Source organism: Pseudomonadota bacterium, assembly GCA_018823285.1.
Taxonomy (GTDB): Bacteria; Desulfobacterota; Desulfobulbia; order Desulfobulbales; family JAGXFP01; genus JAHJIQ01.
The window spans coordinates 32,666-51,196 of the sequence record JAHJIQ010000013.1 but is presented as its reverse complement, the minus strand read 5'-3'; the positions used below and the strand labels follow the sequence as shown (position 1 = coordinate 51,196).

7 protein-coding genes are annotated in these 18,531 nt (G+C 55.8%); 3 read left to right on the top strand and 4 right to left on the bottom strand.

What is annotated here, in order from left to right; translation table 11 throughout:
- Positions 1–3 precede the first annotated feature (3 nt).
- From KKG35_03655 to KKG35_03645, 3 genes are all read left to right on the top strand, one after another.
- Positions 4–11,595, top strand: coding sequence for a DUF2341 domain-containing protein (locus tag KKG35_03655; protein MBU1737210.1), 11,592 nt, complete (start codon positions 4–6; stop codon positions 11,593–11,595).
- Positions 11,596–11,854: 259 nt separating this feature from the next.
- Complete coding sequence (locus KKG35_03650; GenBank protein MBU1737209.1) at positions 11,855–13,360, top strand: hypothetical protein; 1,506 nt, start codon at positions 11,855–11,857, stop codon at positions 13,358–13,360.
- Between the two features lie 400 nt (positions 13,361–13,760).
- Entirely contained in the window at positions 13,761–14,165 is a 405-nt protein-coding gene (locus KKG35_03645; GenBank protein MBU1737208.1) for a helix-turn-helix domain-containing protein, read from the top strand.
- Positions 14,166–14,225: 60 nt separating this feature from the next.
- Here KKG35_03645 and KKG35_03640 read toward each other — a convergent pair whose 3' ends face one another.
- The 4 genes from KKG35_03640 to KKG35_03625 all read right to left on the bottom strand — a co-directional run bounded on the left by KKG35_03640 (position 14,226) and on the right by KKG35_03625 (position 18,418).
- Entirely contained in the window at positions 14,226–14,441 is a 216-nt protein-coding gene (locus KKG35_03640) for a hypothetical protein (GenBank protein ID MBU1737207.1), read from the bottom strand.
- 336 nt (positions 14,442–14,777) lie between these two features.
- The gene (locus KKG35_03635) at positions 14,778–15,527 is read right to left on the bottom strand and encodes a 4Fe-4S dicluster domain-containing protein (GenBank protein ID MBU1737206.1); all 750 of its coding nucleotides are present in this window, start codon (positions 15,525–15,527) and stop codon (positions 14,778–14,780) included.
- 64 nt (positions 15,528–15,591) lie between these two features.
- Entirely contained in the window at positions 15,592–17,841 is a 2,250-nt protein-coding gene (locus tag KKG35_03630) for a molybdopterin-dependent oxidoreductase (GenBank protein ID MBU1737205.1), read from the bottom strand.
- On the bottom strand, positions 17,744–18,418 hold the full coding sequence (locus tag KKG35_03625) for a molecular chaperone TorD family protein (protein ID MBU1737204.1): 675 nt from the start codon (positions 18,416–18,418) through the stop codon (positions 17,744–17,746). Before KKG35_03625 ends, KKG35_03630 begins: the two co-directional genes overlap by 98 nt.
- Positions 18,419–18,531 lie beyond the last annotated feature (113 nt).

Genomic DNA, 18,531 nt, shown 5'->3' with positions numbered 1-18,531 from the left:
AATATGACATCCAATAAAACCGGCGGGAATAACGTTATGATCAACATGTTGAGGTGTCGAGATATCCAGAGTCAGCTGGGTACAACTTTGCAAGTGGCCCTGCTGACGCTGGTGTTTGCCTTCGGGTATGGGGGGGCTGTTTTCGCGGCTGGTGGAGACATTGAGTGGCAGTACCGGGACTCCAAGGCCGGCAAACAGACCGCCACTGCGGCCGCTCTGGATCCGGTCAGTGGTGAATTGGTCATCACCGGTTATACCGACAGTAACGGGGATGATTTCTATACGGTCAAGCTCGAAGCGGATGGCTCCGCCCTCAAGTGGACCGCCCCGCCTTTTGATCTCAGTGGTGGTGAGGATCGCCCGGCAGCTGTGGTCATCGACAGCGCCGGTGACGTAATTGTTGCCGGGCATGCGACGAACAGCGGCGGGAACGTCGATTTTCATACGGTGAAATATAATGGCGCCACCGGCGTTGTGATCTGGGAGAAAACCTATAATTTTTCCGGAACCGGCGATGATTATGCGGTGGCCATGACGGTTGATTACCTGAACAACGTCTATGTGGCCGGCTTTACCCCGGGCAGTAACGGCAAGGACGATGGACTGGTTGTCAAGTACAGCCCCGGTGGCGCCAGAATGTGGCCGGATACGAGCTATAACAATATCTCCGAAAATGACCATGACCGGTTTACGGCGATAACCGCCGGCCCAGATGGAATTGCCGTCACCGGCAAGAGCCTGACGGCGGCTAACGGCTGGGAAATGCTGACCGTAAAATATGATTTCAACGGCGGGAAGATCTGGGACACGGTCCGGGTCGGGACCTTCGGCAATGACGAGGGCGTTGATCTTGCGATGGATGCGGCCGGAGATGTGGTCGTGACCGGAACTGTTCTGAACAGTGTTGCGAACGAGGATCTCTACACGGTCAAGTATAACGGCACAAACGGCACAGTCATCCCCGGTATGGAGATGACTTACGCTGATCCGGATAACGGACCCGATCGGCCCCGCGATCTGGTTCTTGACGCAAACGGTGATATCTATGTCACCGGCGTTACTCTTACGGTCACCGGGATGAGTGATTTTGTGACCATCCGTTACAACGGCGCGACCGGCTTTCCGACCTGGACATCATTCTACAGCTCGGGCGGCAGCAACAGCGATATTCCAGCCTCACTGACGGTCAATAATGTCAGAGTGATGGTCACCGGTTACACCGCCAAGGATGGGGCGGACGATGATTTTACCACCCTCAAATACAATAAGGACAATGGCCATGAACTTTGGCCTGCCGCTGCCACCTATAACAATACGGTGGTCAGCAAGGATGATGTCGCCATCTATGTCGGTCGGGATGTGAATGGCAAGGTTTATGTGGCCGGCTGGTCCGACAAGTCCACCACGGCAACTCTTGATTATGATTATTACGCTATCCGCTACAATCCGGGTGATCTGGAGACTCCCACCAACCTGAAGGCGACGGTCGTCGATGAGAACACGATCGATCTCCTCTGGACGGATAACTCGAATGCGCCTAATCCCAATGAGTCAGAGTTTATCATCGAGCGCAAGATCGGCACCGGCGGCACATACGTCGCGATCGATACGGTCGGCCAGGATATCACAACCTACCGGGACGACGAACAGGGCGTGGGGCTTGCGCCGCACACCAAATACTATTACCGGGTGCGGGGGTACAATTCCGCCCTGGAGGAGTATTCTCATTACAGCCCCGAGATCTATGCCAAGACCACGGTGATCAGCATGAACAACGATCCGGGCTGGGTTTTTCGCTATGACGGTCCGGACAGCGGTGATGATGTGGCCATGGATATTGCGGTGGGCCCGGACCTTGATCCGGTCGTCACCGGTTTCAGCACGATCTCGGCCGGTTTTGATTACTACACGGTCAAATTGCAGCATGATCTGATTTACAGTGATGCCGGTTCTGTATCGCTCGATCTGAATGGCGATGGGCTTGCCGATATAAAGGCTGATTTTACAGCTCCCCTGACGGCCGATGCCGGCGTGGTATTCGACACAACCCTGAGCGGGGCGGTCATTCCCGGAGCCCATACCGGTGATGCGGTAGGAAATACAACGCTCTCCGCCATCACCGTGCCGGAACACAATGAAGACAAGATCGACCGAAACGCGATCGGCATCACCCTCTCGTGGGACCATGCGAACAGCGTCTGGACGCTGACCGATAACGGCGGATATGTTGACGCAGCCATCCTTGATGGTTATGTCGGCCAGCTCTGGGATGATCATTATGATGATCCCGGCAACAGTGACGACATGGCCCAGTGTCTCACCGTGGACCAGAACAACGATGTTGTGGTGTCCGGGAGTTCGTACCTGTTTACAAGCGGTTACGGAGCGACCAACGATGTGTACACCAGAAAATATCCTGCCTCGGGGCCGCCGCCGTTCGGCGACCCCTTTATCTGGGAAGACCAGTATGACGGCAGCGGCGGTGACGACTACGTCCAGGCCATAGAGTCGGTCACGGACGGGAGCGGCAACGTGGCGGTGGCCGGTTATGGTCAGAATGTTGCCGGTAACTATGATATCTACGTTCTCTATTACCTCAGTGACGGGACCAGGCTCTGGGCGGACGATTACGATTACAGCGGTGAAGATGACCGGCCGGTGGCGCTCACCATTGACCAGGAAGGAAATATCATCATGACCGGCTGGGTCATGTCCGGCGGCGGCTATGATATGATCACCAGAAAATATTGTGCGGTCGATACGAGCGCTGCCTGTGTTGCCGCAGGGAAGGTTGCCGGAGAAGTCATCTGGACGGTGGTGCATGACAGCGGGAACGGTGACGATGAGCCGGCAGATGTAACGACGGATTCATCCGGTGACGTCTATGTGGCCGGTTTTGTTGCCGGCGGCGGCAACAGGGACACCTATCTGGTCAAACTGGCTTCCGGCGATGGCGCCGAGGTATGGGGTGCGCCGATTATTGAGAACGGTCCCGGCAATGGTGACGACAGGATTGTTGCCATTGAGATGGATCGCAATGATGATGAGTTTGTTGCAGCGGCCACCTGGAATCTGGGGGTTGGCAACAATGAGTTCAGGATGACCCGGTATACCACCGCCGGGGCTGTGATCTGGGATGATATGTATGACTCGCCGGCAACCGATGACAAGGTGCAGGCCATGGGTATGGACGGATCCGGAAGTATCTGCATTGCGGGGACGATGGGAACCGGCGGTTCCAAAGACCTGCTGGCCGTCAAATATGATTATGCCGGGGAAATTCTCGGCTCAACCTCTTACGATGGCGGGCATTACCCACCGCTTGATGAGATGGCGGCGGCGGTCACTTTCAACCGCTACGGCGAGGGGTTTGTCGCCGGCAATACCATGAACCCCGCCGGCGATTACGACTATCTGGTCATGCTCTGCGAGGGTTATGTTCTGCAGGCCCCGGCGCCGTTTACCGTAACGCCGCACTATCTTTCGGTGGATTTCAGCTGGGTCAACAACGCGCCCGCTGCCGACAGTTTCTCCCTGGAAGGGAAAGTCGGGGCCTGTCCCATCATCGACACCGACACCACCTGGCAGCGAACTTTCGGGCCGACGGACACCGGCCATACCGAAACCGGTCTGGCCATGGATCAGACCTACTGTTTCCGGCTGAAAACATCCGTCGCCGCAAGCGGTGAAGACTCCCGCTGGCTCTACCGGCAGGTCACAACCACGGTGCCGCCGGCCCCGGTAAATTTCAGCGCGGCTGCCGTTACCACGACCAGAACGCAGCTCACCTGGGATGATGTGCTGAACGGCGAGGAAAGTTTCAGGATCGAGCGGTGTGACGACACCGCCGCGAATTGCGGCACCTCCGATCTCTCCTTTACCTATCTTGGCAGTGTACCAGCCGGTGGGGTCAGTTTCGACGACCCAACCGTGTGCCCGGCCCAGGCATACACCTACCGGATTCGAGCGGTGAACACCCTCTGGGGTGAAGAGCCTTTGTGGGCCTACGCCGAAGCGACCACCCCCGGCCCGGCCGATCCGGTCATCACTTCGGTGATTCCTCAGTCGGAAGGAAGGATCGATCTTGCCTGGTCGGATACCAATGGTGATGAGACCGGTTTCAGGATATACCGGTGCGCGGGACCCGGCTGCACCATTGATCCGGCAACCGATTCGCCGGTGGCCCTGGTGAGCGCCCCGCTGGACAGCATCGTTTCGTTGAAGATGGACGAGTCCTCCTGGACATCGGGGAGCCCGGATGTTCTCGATAGTTCCGGGAATAATCTCGACGGGACCTCATATGGCGATGCTGAGCGGGGTGTTTTTGACGGAACGGACGATTATGTCGATCTGGGTGATCTCGATGCCATGGATGCGCCGGGTGCCTTTTCGGTGGAGCTGCGTTTCCGCCGTGATTCGGAAACAGTTTCGGCAACCAACCATAACATCAATAACGTGCTGATCGCCCAGTCGTCGGCCGTTACCAACGACAACTTTGAGATCGGCACCGATGGTCGCTATATTGAGCTGTATCTTGACACCGCAAGTGATGTGAATGAAACCAAGAGTGCCGAACTCGGCCTGGCGGTCGACGGTAACATCCAGAACAACATCTGGTATCATCTTGTCTTCACCTATGATCAGAATGCGGCTGATACCTTTGAAGCCAAGCTGTATCTGGATGGAGCACTTCTTGCGCAATGGGATGATCCGGAAGGACTGTTAAGTGACAGTGCTTCTTCACCGCTGACCATCGGGATGGCCAGGCCGGACGGCGAGGCGGTCACTCCTACCGGTTTCTGGGGTGATTTTAATGGTGAGATAGATGAGGTTACCATCTATAACCGGGCTTTGGGTGCTGCTGAAGTTGCCGATTACTATGGCGGCGGCAATATTCCAACGACCTACAGTGATGAATTTCTTGATGCAAACCAGATCTATCGTTATCTGGTGACTGCGTTCAAGGCCACTCCTGCCGCCTGCGGCGCCGGGATCGGCTGGGAAAGCGGCGCCGGCGGTTATGACCAGGGCACAACCTTACTTCCGGGCCCTCCTGTTCTGCTGAGCGCAGAAACTGATCCGGTCGATGTGACGACACATGTTAATCTGACCTGGCAGGACAACACCGAATTTGAGGAAAACTTTGTCATTGAACGCTGTACCGGTGACTGTACCGGCGCATTTGTGGTGAATGATTCTTTTACCACCGGACCGAATCCCGGCATGGGCGGGACTGTCAGCTGGACCGACACCGAAGCTTGCTCCGGAACCTATACCTATCGGGTCAAGGCGGTCAGAACCACCGTGCCGGTCTGGGAAACTCCGGCCAGCATCGATGAACTGACAGCGTCAACCGGCAGTGCGGTTGCGCCATCGGCCCTGTCCGCCCTGCGCCTCAACGAAGAGGAGATTGAACTTTCCTGGACCGACAGCACTATCGATGAGACCGGCTTTGTGGTCGAGCGTTGCATCGGCGCCTCCTGCATCGAGGTCACCTTTCCTCCCAGCGCGGGTACAGGTATGGTCACTGCGGTTGATAGCAGGCTGATCCCCGATACCACCTACGACTATCGGGTCAAGGCGGTCAAGTCTGCAGGGGCCTGCTCCTGGCAGACCGCTTTCACAACGCCTCAGGTTTCGGCAGACACCGCTATTCCGCCAATCTCTCTTTCTGCGGTCTCACCGAATACGACCCGGCTCGATCTCTCCTGGACCGACACCACGGCACATGAGACCGGCTTTATCCTGGAACGGTGTGACGGAGATTGTACGGCCACCTTTACCGTGGACCAGACCTCCGCACTTGATGCCGGGGTGAATGGGTATACCGACACCTCGGTCTGTGAAAACTCGCAGTATACTTACCGGGTCAGGGCCATCAGCCAGGATCTTCCCGGCGGTATGAACGGTTGCTGGACCAAGCGGCAGAAGATCTCCATCACCCCTTTCACTCCGGAGACGGTTGTTCAATTCACGGTGAATCATGTTGCCGGTATGCAGGCTGACTTTGGTGACCTGCGCTTCTACCGCTTCACCGATGGTTCGGAAGCTTACGGAGAAGTCATCCCCCACTGGTTTGACAAGAAAACCGACGGGGTCAGCGCGGTGATCTGGCTGCGCACCCCGGCGGACGGTGACAATCTCTACCTCTACTGGGGCAATACCGAAGCCCTGGATACCAGCGACGGAACCGGGGTCTTTGATTTCTTCGATGATTTTGCGGGGACAACCATCGATACCGCCGAATGGCAGGAAAACGATGACGCGCAGAATGAAATTTACCAGAATGACGGGCTTTATCTTGATTATAAGGATACCAGCTGGCTTTCGCTGATCTCAAAAAGGACTTTTGATCGCGCAGCTGCCCCGACCGTGTATTTTCGCTGGACGCCTCTGACCTCAAGTTACAGTCAGCGGCATTGGTATGGCGGTTGGGAGACCGATCAGACTTCCAGTATCAGTGTGGCCGGTTTTGCCCACAGTTTCGGTCCTTATAACAACTACGTGAATTACACCCACGAACTCAATGTGGATCGTGGGCGGGATTATGTCAGGTACTTTGACATCAACTACCAGTACGAGACCAAGGTCGAGGTCGTTCCAACAGGCGGGGCCAGGTCTTATCTGCGGGGCGGTTACACGCACACCATCGCGACCTATCGGCATCTGAACTGGGACTTGATAAAAGACACCACCACCCTCACCGGTGCTAATCTGGTCACCACTGATCCGCTGCGGATCGGGGTCCTCCAGTACACCTCCGACGTCCTGATTCATTCCATCGGGGTCCTGAACGCTTCTCCGTCTTTGCCTGTGGTGGCGTTTGATCCGGCGGTGGACGTTGCCTGCAACAATCTGCCCCACGTCTGGACCAGTAACGACAGCAATCTGATTACCCCGACTGTGCAAGCCGCCGTCTCTCCGTCAAGCTTTACCGCGGAAGCCCTGTCCGAATCGGAAATTAAACTTTCCTGGCTGGACGAAACCGATGACGAAACCGGTTTTCTGCTGGAGCGTTGCAAGGGGAATGACGCCGATTGTGTTGCAGTCGGAGCCCCTGATTTTGACTGGTCGCTGGTGTTGCCGCCGGTGGCGGTGGTCACCCCTACGGTGGCATACCTGATGGAGGAGGCCTCCTGGCCCAATACCGCCGGTGATGTGCAGGACAGCTCGGGGAACGCGAACCACGGCACTTCTTATAACGGGGCAGGGATCGTTACGGATCCGGAGCGGGGGCTGGTCGGAGAATTTGACGGAGTGGACGATTATATTCAGATCCCCAATTCCGCTACCCTGCAGGATCTGACCGATGGCAGCTTTACCTTTGCCGCCTGGGTGAATCCGGACACGGTCCCGCCGGCCACCGATCCCAATCCGCCGGCCAATAACTATAATTATACGATCATCTCCAGGCCGGGTTGGCATACCGGTATATTCTATAATTCGAACGGCAGGTTTGCCCTTACCGTTTACAACGATCAGGACCAGCCTTTTTCCGCTTTATCCTCCGATACCTATCTGCCCGGTTCGTGGCACCAGGTGGTCGGGACCGTTGACGCTGTGAACAAACAGCTCAAACTGTTCGTAGATGACCGCCTGCAGAGCTCCCTGACATACACCGGGACGCTGCGTGATTTCGGGACCTCGCCGTATTATGTCGGAGCTACCCCGGGGGCCGCGTATACCTTCCATTTTGATGGCCGGATTGATGATGCGAGGATATTCAACTATGTCCTGACCAGGTCGGTTCATGTTGACAGCGGGCTTTCGCTTTCCACGGAATATACCTATCGCCTTCGGGCGGTGAAGGACAATGCAGCCTGTATCTGGGATACCGGGGATACGGTCCGGTTCACCGAGTCGACCCTGGCGCCGCCGAAACCGACCAACCTGGTCGCGACCCCGTTTGACACCACCAGGATTAATCTCGTCTGGGACGATAATACAACTTCCAATACCAACTTTGCCATTGAACGGAGCATGTATAACGGCAGCAGCTGGGACGCCTTCGTCCCGGTGGTAACGGTCGGGCCGAATGTTGAGTCCTATTCGGACACCGGAGTTTGTAACGGAACCGAGTACAAATATCGGGTCCGGGCGATCGGCGAGGAGGAGGGTGTGCCGTGGCCGGATGACTGGAGCGATGAATCAATCCCGGTCACCACCGATGCCATGGTGACCCCGACCCTTGATTCCGTCACCAGGGTTTCAGAGACCAGGATCGATCTTGACTGGACCGATCTGAATGATGACGAGACCGCTCTGGAGCTTGAGCGATGCGTGGGTGTTTCCTGCCAGACCATTACGGTTGGCGGCGGCGCCTCCGGCTACTCGGACGTCGGCCTGAACTCTGACACGACCTACTGTTATCGGATGAGGGCGGTCAAAACAGGGCCCTCGTGTGACTGGCAGACTGAGTACCATCCGGTCGCACCGCTCTGTGCCACCACCACGATCACGACCCCGGTAATTTCGGCTACGGTTACGCCGTCTGACACGACCAGGGTAAATCTTTCCTGGACCGACACTACCGAGTCGGAATCCGCATTCCGGATCTGGCGTTGTAATGATGATACCGCAGACTGCGCGAGCGATGCCAATTTCACAGAGATCAAAAACGCCGGACCGAACCAGCGTTCATGGTCCGACGAAACGGTCTGCAGCGGCAAGACCTATACCTACAAGGTCGAAGCGCAGAGCGACGGCCTGCCGGTCAACGGATTCAGCAACGGTGGCGGCGGGAGCTGGAGCAGAAGACGCGCTCTTGCGATTACCGGCTTTCAGGCGAATCAGACAGCCCTTGTCACGATCCCGTATGATTCGGACATGTTGGCGGATTTTGCCGATCTTCGCTTTGTTGATGCGGACACCGGGTTGGAACTGCCCTATGTGATCGACAGCAAAACGGATGGCGTTCAGGCCAAGGTCTGGTTTGTGACCGGCAATCTGAACGCCGTGAATCTCTATTACGGCAATCCATCGGCCACCTCATCCCCGTCAACCATGGCCGCAGTGATGGCCTCGGCCGAGTTCTTTGATGATTTCCAGGGAACGGCGATCGACAGTGACAAGTGGGTTGAAATCGATACGGCAGTCGGGCAGATCAGCCAGAACAACGCGCTTCTCCTCAGTTCTGTCGACAACTCCTGGAACGCGGCCCTGATCTCCAAAAAGACCTTTCCCCGCACCGTGGGCATGGTGTTGTACATGCAGGTTCGCCCTGAAAACGGGCCGACGTCGGATAATCTGATGGCCGGCTGGGAAATGAATCAGACGACCAATCCAAGTTATACCCAGCTGATATATGGTCTGTTCTGGCCGAATTTCGGAAACATCGATGTCTACGAAAAAGCAAGCGGCCGGAGTTACATCGTAGCCACCCCGTACATCGCCAATACCGATTACGAGGTGAAGATCGAGCTGAAAAGCGCCGGAGCCCGTTATTATCTGAGGGGCGGCGCCTATCCGGACTGGCGGCTGATCCAGGAGACCACGAACTATACCGATGCGACCCTGCGGGTCGCCTTTACCCAGTACAACCATCAGATGAAGGTGAATATGGTGGCAGTTGCCGGGCCCGGGACAATGGGTATCACCCTCGGCGCTGAGGAGTCAACTCCGGTTGAAGTATGGAACTCACTGCGCAGTGATTCTGATACGGTTATCACCGCACTCCATTCTCAGCCGGTTATGGACCAGAGCACCACTATTGGAGTTACCGAGTCCTCGATTCAGGTGGGCTGGAACGACATCAACCCCGACGAATCCTGGTTCAGAATTGAACGGGGTGATGAAACCTGCGCGAACTTTGACGAGATCGGTCAGACTGCGGGACAGGATATCTTTACCTATCTCGATACCGGCGCGGATTTGCCGGACGGGGCGCTCGCGTACAATACCACCTACTGTTACCGGGTCCAGGCCCATAAGGATGGCGCCGCCTGCGACTGGGACAGCGGATTTGTTTCCACGGCAACCGCTACGACCGATATTCCCGGTCCGGAAAATCTGATCGCCGACGGGGTTGAAAACACCAGGGTAGAATTGACCTGGGACGACACGACCTCTTCGGAAACCGGTTTTGTTATCGACCGTTGTACCGGGGACAAGACCTTCTGTGACGGTGATCCGGACAATCGCTACAGCCAGCTCGCTACCGTCGGCGCGGGAATCGATTATTACAGCGACACCTCGGTCTGCCCGGACACTGTATATTCATACCGGGTCAAGGCGGTCCGGAGCGGCGAGTGGGTTTCAGTCCCGAGCCCATCCGACGACGCGACAACTTCCGGTGCGCCGACAGCGCCGGGCGGTCTGGCCTTGACGGAGGTCTACGACCAGCAGAACGACAGCCGGCGGATTGATCTGGTCTGGACGGATGTCAATAGTGACGAGACCGGTTTCAGGATCGAGCGGTGTGACCAGACCGCTTCCGGTGATTGTGACACCCTGGACACCAACTACAGTGAGATCGGGAGTCTGCTGAATCATGACGGTTTCACCGCCGGGATCGGTTCCATGTGGGTGCAGGGCGGTAGACTGGGGCTTGGGGCCTGGGATTATACGCCGCTAGTTAATCTCAGTGACGAAACCGGGTCGGTCGCCATCTCGGAGGCTGGTGGGACCGCGGTGCTTGAATCCTCATCAACCGCCGGCACCGGGGTCAACTGGAACCAGGCACTGTTGGGGCTTGCAGATCCGGCCTCCCTGGGAAGCGGCGATCTTGATCTTGAATTCACCTGGGTGCTGCCCGCAGTGACACTTCCGGAATCGGCCAGCCATCAGCATATCCATACGCGGCTCCAGATGAATATGGGAGTGGACAGGATTCTGCTGGATCGGGCTGTTGATGAGGTGAATGGCAGTTATTACCGGGCAGAAATTCTGTTGAACGGAGTTATGAGCGAACAGATTGCCGTGACCAGTGATACTGCCGGGAAGTTCAGAATGATCCGTGCCGGGGCTTCGTACACCCTTTATTACTGGGATTGGCAGGCCAGGGGCTGGCAGGCCATACTCTCTAAAGCCGGCGCCGATCCGGGAGCGGTTCCCTCCTTTGTCGCCATCCGTCAGTTTGCTCACCAGAGCGAAGCGGGGGTATCTTTGCAGGCGGTGATCGATGATTTCCGGATCAATTCAGAGGTTGCGACCATTTACCGTGACTCCGACAACCTGGCCGCCTCGACGGATTATTATTATCAGGTCCGGGCCTTCAAGGAGACGAGTTGCCCGGCCTGGGACAATCTCTACACCGCAAAGGTCAATGAGCTGACCAATCCGGCGGCTCCGGTCCTGACCGCAACAGCGGGCGGTTCAAGAAAAATCAGTCTGGTCTGGACTGATAACGCGGCTGATGAAGAGGGCTATGAGATCGAAAAGATGATCTTCGGCGGGCAATTTATCAAGATTGCCGAGGTCGGGCCGGGAAGTGTCGGGTATATCGACACGACCACCCTGGATCCGGGTGCTACCTATACCTACAGAGTCAGGGCGCATCGTGACGGGCATACCAGTTATTCAGCTTACAGCAACGAAGATTCCGCCACTACCGATGTGATCGGCGGAGGCGGGCTGGATGATACGACCTGCAGATAAAGCTGAGTTGAGCAGCTCGCCTGCTCGTACGAAACTTATACCCGAAGGGTGAAAAGCTCCAGTTGAGCAGCTCGCCTGCTCGTACGAAACTTATACCCGAAGGGTGAAAAGCTCCAGTTGAGCAGCTCGCCTGCTCGTACTGATTAGTTAAGTTAAGCAGCGTGCCTGCTTATACGAAACTTATGCCCCCGGGCGAAAGCGAGCAAGCGAGACACCGAGGCATATACCCGAAGGGAAAAAAACAGATGAGGCTGCATTTATGCTGTTGTGCTGGAAAAGGCTTTCGATAACTCTGCTACTGCTTGCCGTCCTGTTTCCGGCATTGTCGGGAGTGGCTTTAGCCGGACCGGATTTTGCCGCCCTTTTGGGGCCGGTTGACACCCCCGACTTTGATGTGCCGAGCCATGCACTGGCGGTGGACAGTCAGGGGTTCATCTATCTGGCGGGGTCCGCTTCGTCCGGAATGACAGTCTCCCGGGATGCCTATGATTCAACCTATAACGGCGGCCCGAGCGACATCTTCATTGCAAAATTCGACGGCCTCTCTTCAGTTCTCCTTACCGTGACTTTTCTGGGTGGTGGCGGGGCTGAATGGGTCAGGGCGATTATGGTCGATCGGGATGGCACTCTTGTTCTGACCGGCAGTACAAATTCGTCTGATTTCACCACCGTATCCAATGTTCCCGGCGCCGGACGGCCTCTTCTGAAAGACCAGGCAGTCTTTGTTGCCAGGATCGACAACGCTCTCAAACATCTTGAGGGTGTCAGTCTGCTGGGTCCCGGCAAAGGGCTCGCCCTGGCAGGGAGTCATGATGGCAGTCTGTATCTTGTGGGCCAGGCAAATTCAGCAACTTTTCCTTCGTCCGGACCAGGTTGGGACAGGAGCTATAATGGCGGGCCGGCCGATATTTTTGTGGCCCGGCTGGCCGGCAGCCTGAATATTTTGCGCATCTCTTTCCTCGGGGGAATGGGCTGGGAACTGGCCCGGGGATTAACGGTAGAAGAATCAGGCGATGTGATTGTGGCCGGGTTCACCGATTCGCAGGATTTCCCGGTTTCGGCCAACCCCTTTGCTGTAAATCCTGCGGACTCAAACGGCAATGGTTTTATTGCCAGGTTTGACGCCGATCTGGAGAATATGTCGGCCGCAGTTCTGTTGGGCGGCAGCGGCCATGATGTGGTTAACTCACTTGCTCCCGGCAAGGATGGCAGTTTCTATGTGACCGGTCTGACCTTGTCATCTGATTTTCCGGTAACTTCCGGCTCCTTTGACGAGAGTTTCAATGGGGAGGCGGATATCTTTGTCAGCCGGATCAGCGCCAATTTTGAAAAGCTGCTCGCATCGACCTTCCTGGGAGGTGGTGGCAGGGATTGGGCATTTAGTTTGATTTCCCAGGATGATTCGGGGGTATACATCGGTGGTGACACCGACTCGACCACAATTTCCGGTTTGCTTGGAAGTGCCCGGGAAATCCGCAAAGAAGGAGAGGGAGATATTGTGGTTTTCAAAATGAGTCCGGATTTGAAAACTGTTGATGAGGCTGTTTTTACCGATGGTGCTGTGAACGAACGCACGCCGGTAATGACTTTCGGAAAAGAGCAGCGGAAAGTGCTTGCCGGTCTGACAAATTCACCGGGGTTTCCTGCCGGAGCCAATGGTGCAATCGTGCGGAAAGGCAAAGGGTACGAACTGTTTCTGATGTCCCTTGCCCCAGATCCGGCTTCAGCCCGGAATCCTGCCGAGCCTGATGAGAAAAAACCTTAAAGAAATCCGGAAAGAGATCCGGGCATAACTCTTTCATGGTTGTCCGGGCGGATTAATCATCATCAGATCCGCTTTCCGACCTTGATTGAAACTCCCCGCAGCAGATAGCGAACAGCGAGAGGCTTAGAGCCTCCAGCCCGCAACGGGGGTAAACGTATCGCTTTTTCATGTTCATGCCTTCCCGGTTTCAAATCCCGTGCTGTTTGTTCTCTGCCGCGGCGGAGATTGTTTTGTCGGTCCATTCCAACCGGGAAGAACCTGGTTCCCCTTGCCGTTTTCATGGGATTAATTATTGATATTGTGTTATAAAGGAGGTCTTGTTGAAATTGTGCGCCGGTTGTTCCGGTGTTTTGGTTGATGCCTCCCACGGGATAAGACTGTGGGGCCATGGAGAGTCGGAGTGGACAACGAAGAGTTTATCTATTATCGGAAAAAACTGAACAAGACCCAGAAGCAGATTGCAGAATTGCTGGGGACTTCCTTGAAGGCCATTCACAGCTATGAGCAGGGGTGGCGGAATATTCCGACCCATGTGGAGCGGCAGCTTTACTTTCTTCTGGGCAATCTCAGACAGAGTTTTGATTCCCGAAAACCGTGCTGGGTGATCAAGAAATGCCCCCCCGACCGGAAAAAAAATTGCCCAGCCTGGGAATTTGACGCCGGAAAGTTCTGCTGGTTCATTAACGGAACCATATGCGAATGCAAAATTCAGAAAAGCTGGAAGGAAAAAATGGAGATCTGTAAGGGGTGTGATGTGTTCAAAGCCCTGATTTCCGACCTTGAAGAGATTAAAGGATCCGAGTAGTTGTTGCTTTTGGTGATGGGGAAGCGTTGAAAATAATTCCCGCAAAGCAAAAAGAGAGTGTCAATCGGGTTTGCTGACACAATGCAGATGATGTTCAATAATGTTGTTCATCTGGAGATCGGACAGCTTTTCGATGTAGATGGCCTTGTTTTCCGGGGTAAGTTTTCTCACGTTGAAGAGCGGGCAACCTTGATTAACCGTATTGGAGCCGCGCGGGCATTGATGAAAAAGGTCGAGGAGAAAAGATTTTTTGACGGAACGTGCTGCAGAAATCATGATATTGCCCCCTTGTTATGGTGAAGCCGGTCTGACTGCCAAAGCCTTTCATTAAATTGTAGAGAGATCGCTCCTGAATTGAAAGCTTCAGGACTACGGGAAAAATACCTTTTGCCCTGAAGGAGCAATTATCAGTGCGTGCGGGGCGATGAGTCTTTATTGCTCCGAATTTGTGCTGATACTGATTGGGTTTTCTCCATCAAAAAAAAAGGCCACTCGGATCAGGGGGGGGATCGAGTGGCCTTAGGTCGTTTGTCATTGAATGGGGCGTATCAGGGGGAAATTGATATCTGTTTCATTTGATAAGAAGTTCTCGACTTTCGCTTTCGCTCCATGTCATCCGGTCAGGATGCCCAGCAGACCATTTTTGGTCCCGGCTTTTTTCGTCAGGGGGCGGAGCATTTTTGCCATCATGATTCTCCTCATCGAGGCTTCCGGCATCACCTGCGGGGTGCTGCTTTCGGTGAGCAGGTGAAGATCCCTTCGGTTGCCGAAATACCTCACGTTCGGGCCGATTTTTACCGCATCAGATTCCATTTTGACGGCGCCTTTTTTTACATACTTTGCCACCTCTGATTTCGGGTCGTTCAGATCACCGAAGATCCGGGCTCCGGCCAGACAGGTCTGGACACAGGCCGGTTCGAGGCCGGCGGCCACTCTTTCCACGCAGAAGGTGCATTTGTCGGCTTTGCCGTCTTCGCCCAGTGCCGGATTGACGTAACGGGCGCTGTACGGGCAGGCATCGGCGCAGGCGCCGCAGCCAAGACATCTTTCCTTGTCGATCTGGACGGTGCCGTCAAACGGGTCTTTCCAGGTGGCGGCGACTTCCATGGTTTTGGTTTTACCGGTCCCGGCTTCGGTGAAGGTCATTGCAACCGGATCCGCCGGGCACACGGCCACACAGGCTGGCTGGTCGCAATGATTGCATAACCCCGGATAGTAGGTTGAGGCGAGTCCATGGGGGGTATTGCTCGGTCCCAGTCTCTTCACCCAGTTCCTGCCCTTGTCGGCCGGGACGTCCCATTCCGCTTTGCAGGCAACCGCACAGGCATGGCAGCCGATGCATTTTTCGAGGTCGATAACCATTCCATATTGTTTCAAGGTGATTCCTCCCTTTGATTGTTGATCAGTTATTCATTGCGCCGGATGTTCAGGCCGGTATTTCCAGGGTCCTTCCGTCCTTGATGACCTTGACGAAGCTGGTCCGCATGCCGGTGGCGCCGGTTTCCGGGTCGATGGCAAATCTGGTGATCACCGCCTGGTCATCGATTCCCTGCCCTTTGCCGACGGTGAGTTCCGGGTTCATCGCGCCGTAACCATGGGCGAGGTACACGGTATCTTTCCGGATCCCCGGGGTCACCTTGACCACCGTGCTGTTCCTGGATTGAATGCCGTCCTGGTTGATCAGCATCACCCGGTCGCCGTCCTTGAGGCCCATTTTTGCGGCGGATTGGTCATTGAGCCAGAGAGGATTTTCCGGCATTTCATGATGCAGCCAGCTGTTGTTCTGGGTCCGGCTGAAGCTGTGGACCGGAGATCGGCCGTAAACCAGACGGGCAAAGCCGGCCGGAACCTCTTCGGTGGCAACATAGGCCGGGGAGCCCGGGAAATTGTTGTCGACAACCTGTTCCGAATACAATTCGACCTTGCCGCTGTCGGTCTCGAATTCGAACTCACGCTTCCCGGCAGGAGCGTATGGTGACTTGCCATCCTGCAGGTAGATGCCGTCCAGTTTTTTCAGGGCCGCGATGGAAAGTTTGGCCTCCGCCAGGCGGATATCGACATGCTCTTCGATGGAGTTGACCGGGATCTTGTCGCCGTAACCCATTCTTTTCGCCAGTTCGTTGATGATCCAGACCGAGTCCTTGCGCTCGAACATCGGCTCGACCAGCGGCATCCTGGCGGTTATGAACTGCTGCGGTTTGTCGGCCGGGTTCCACTGCATGCCGGTCTTGACGTAGTCGTATCTTTCCAGATAGCTTTTCTCCGGCAGCAGGATATCCGCATACATGGTGATGTCCATCGGCATGACATCGGTGACCATCACGAAATCAACCTTCTGCAGGGCTTCGATGGTCCTCCGCTGATCGGGGATGGTCTGGATCGGATTCTGTCCCCAGGCAATCCACGCCTTGATCGGATACGGCTTCTCGGTCAGGGTGGTCTCCCGGATGGCGTCGGTCGGGGTTCCGGGCGGGTGGAAAGGCCAGAAGGTGGAGAGATCGCAGTCTTCGGCAAAGACCCCGTGTCCCCAGCCCTTTTTGCCGAGCTTCATGCCTTTCGGCCTGATCAGGCCGCCGGGGACCCCGTAAGCGCCGAGAATTGCGGTCAGGCAGGCCTGGGCCCGCAGCCGTTGAAAATCGGTGCCGTACCAGGTGGTATGCCGCCCGGGATGGACTGAAACGTTCGGCAGGGAAGCGCCGAGCAGGTCGGCAACCTGGAGGACCTGTGCCACCGGTACGTCGCAGGTTTCGGCCGCCCACTCCGGAGTGGCGTGGCTCATGCTTTCCTTGAATTCCTGAAAGCCGGTGCAGCTCCTGGCCACAAACTCCTTGTCATATTTGCCGGTGGTGATCAGCCGGTTCATGACCGCCTGCAGAAAGGCGGTGTCGGTGCCTGGTTTGATGGCCACCCAGATATCGGCCTTGCTGGCGGCGGCCGAGAAACGGGGGTCGAGAACGATCAGCTTGGCGCCGTTTTCAAGCCCCTTCAAATATTGTTTCAGGTGGGAAACGTGGACATTTTCCCCCAGGTGGGTGCCGATCAGGAGAATCGCCTTCGCGTTGGCCATGTCGACATTCTCTCCCGGTGCAAACCCGAAAGTGGTCATGTAGGCCATGTCCCGGACTCCGCGACATTGGTAGAATGACGCTTCGCTGATATTGGGGGTGCCGGTGAACTCAAAGTACTGCAGGGGGTAGAAGGCCGAGGCGCCATGGGGGAAAAGGGCCACCGAGTGGGGGCCGTATTTTTTCTGGATCGTCTTCAGTTTTTCGGCGCTTTCGTCGAGAGCCTCTTCCCAGCTGATCCGTTTCCATTTCGGGGCGCCGCGTTTGCCGACATTCTTCAGCGGGTATTTAAGCCGGTCCGGATCGTACAGCAGCTGGATGCCGGCGTTGCCGCGGGCGCAGATGCTTTTGCCGTTCTCGATGCTCTTGGGGTTGCCTTCGAGTTTGACCAGCCGGTTGTCGCGGACTTTGCCGATCAGCTGGCAGCGCCAGAAGCACATCTCGCAGACTCCGCCGCTGACGGTTCTGGTGTCGGCAAAACTCCCCGGGGCGGTGAATGGTTTTCTGGTTAAGCTACTCTGCTCCGCCCGGGCGATTTTCGCAAGCGGTACTGAAGCAGCTGCCAGAGAAGCGGTCTGCAGGAACTTTCGTCTCGTCAGGTTGTATGACATCGTGCTCTCCCTCCGTGGTAAAAAAATCAATCAGGCCGACCATGACTTTGTAGAAAGGGTGGGCGGCCTCCTCAATTACTCGTTGCTGGAATATCTCAAACCAGGGGCGGAAATACCGTTTCAGAAACCGGGTTTCGCCGTCGGTGTCACCGGCTTCTGCCAGATGGGATAAAAATTCAAGTTCGGTCACCAGATAATCGGGAATATCCTCCCGGGCGGCGAGATCAAAACCCTTCAGACGGTAAAAGCCGAGGACCTCCTCCGTGCTCTTCCCCATCAGCGTTCCTTCTCCGGGCAGGTAGACAGACCCGTAAGGAGGGGCGATGGTCCCCGGCACCCCATTGATAAAGAGGCGGGTATGTTCCACCTGAAGGGATTCCAGAGGATCGGGATCGTTTTTAAGGGCGCATTGAAGTTCGTGCTGGGCATCAAATCTGCCCAGCTGTTCAAGGAGGAGATAGAGAAAAGGGAGGACTGAATCATCAGGAAACTGTTGTCCGGGATACTGCATTGACCGGGCAAGAAAACGGTATATTGCCGCAAGCTTCACATTGGTGTCTTCTATGTCAGCAGGCATTGATTCGTCACCACCGGGATAAAATTGAATGCGCGGTCCGGGGACTGTAAAAATTTCTGAACCGCACGACATGTAAATTTAAATATTCATATAAACCGTAAATAATATTTTAT

What these genes read in the sequence shown, in the direction of transcription:
- KKG35_03655 (MBU1737210.1), top strand. Translation starts at nt 4, where the DNA reads ATGACATCCAATAAAACCGGCGGGAATAACGTTATGATCAACATGTTG.
- KKG35_03650 (MBU1737209.1), top strand. Translation starts at nt 11,855, where the DNA reads ATGCTGTTGTGCTGGAAAAGGCTTTCGATAACTCTGCTACTGCTTGCC.
- KKG35_03640 (MBU1737207.1), bottom strand. Translation starts at nt 14,441, where the DNA reads ATGATTTCTGCAGCACGTTCCGTCAAAAAATCTTTTCTCCTCGACCTT.
- KKG35_03635 (MBU1737206.1), bottom strand. Translation starts at nt 15,527, where the DNA reads ATGGTTATCGACCTCGAAAAATGCATCGGCTGCCATGCCTGTGCGGTT.
- KKG35_03630 (MBU1737205.1), bottom strand. Translation starts at nt 17,841, where the DNA reads ATGTCATACAACCTGACGAGACGAAAGTTCCTGCAGACCGCTTCTCTG.
- KKG35_03625 (MBU1737204.1), bottom strand. Translation starts at nt 18,418, where the DNA reads ATGCCTGCTGACATAGAAGACACCAATGTGAAGCTTGCGGCAATATAC.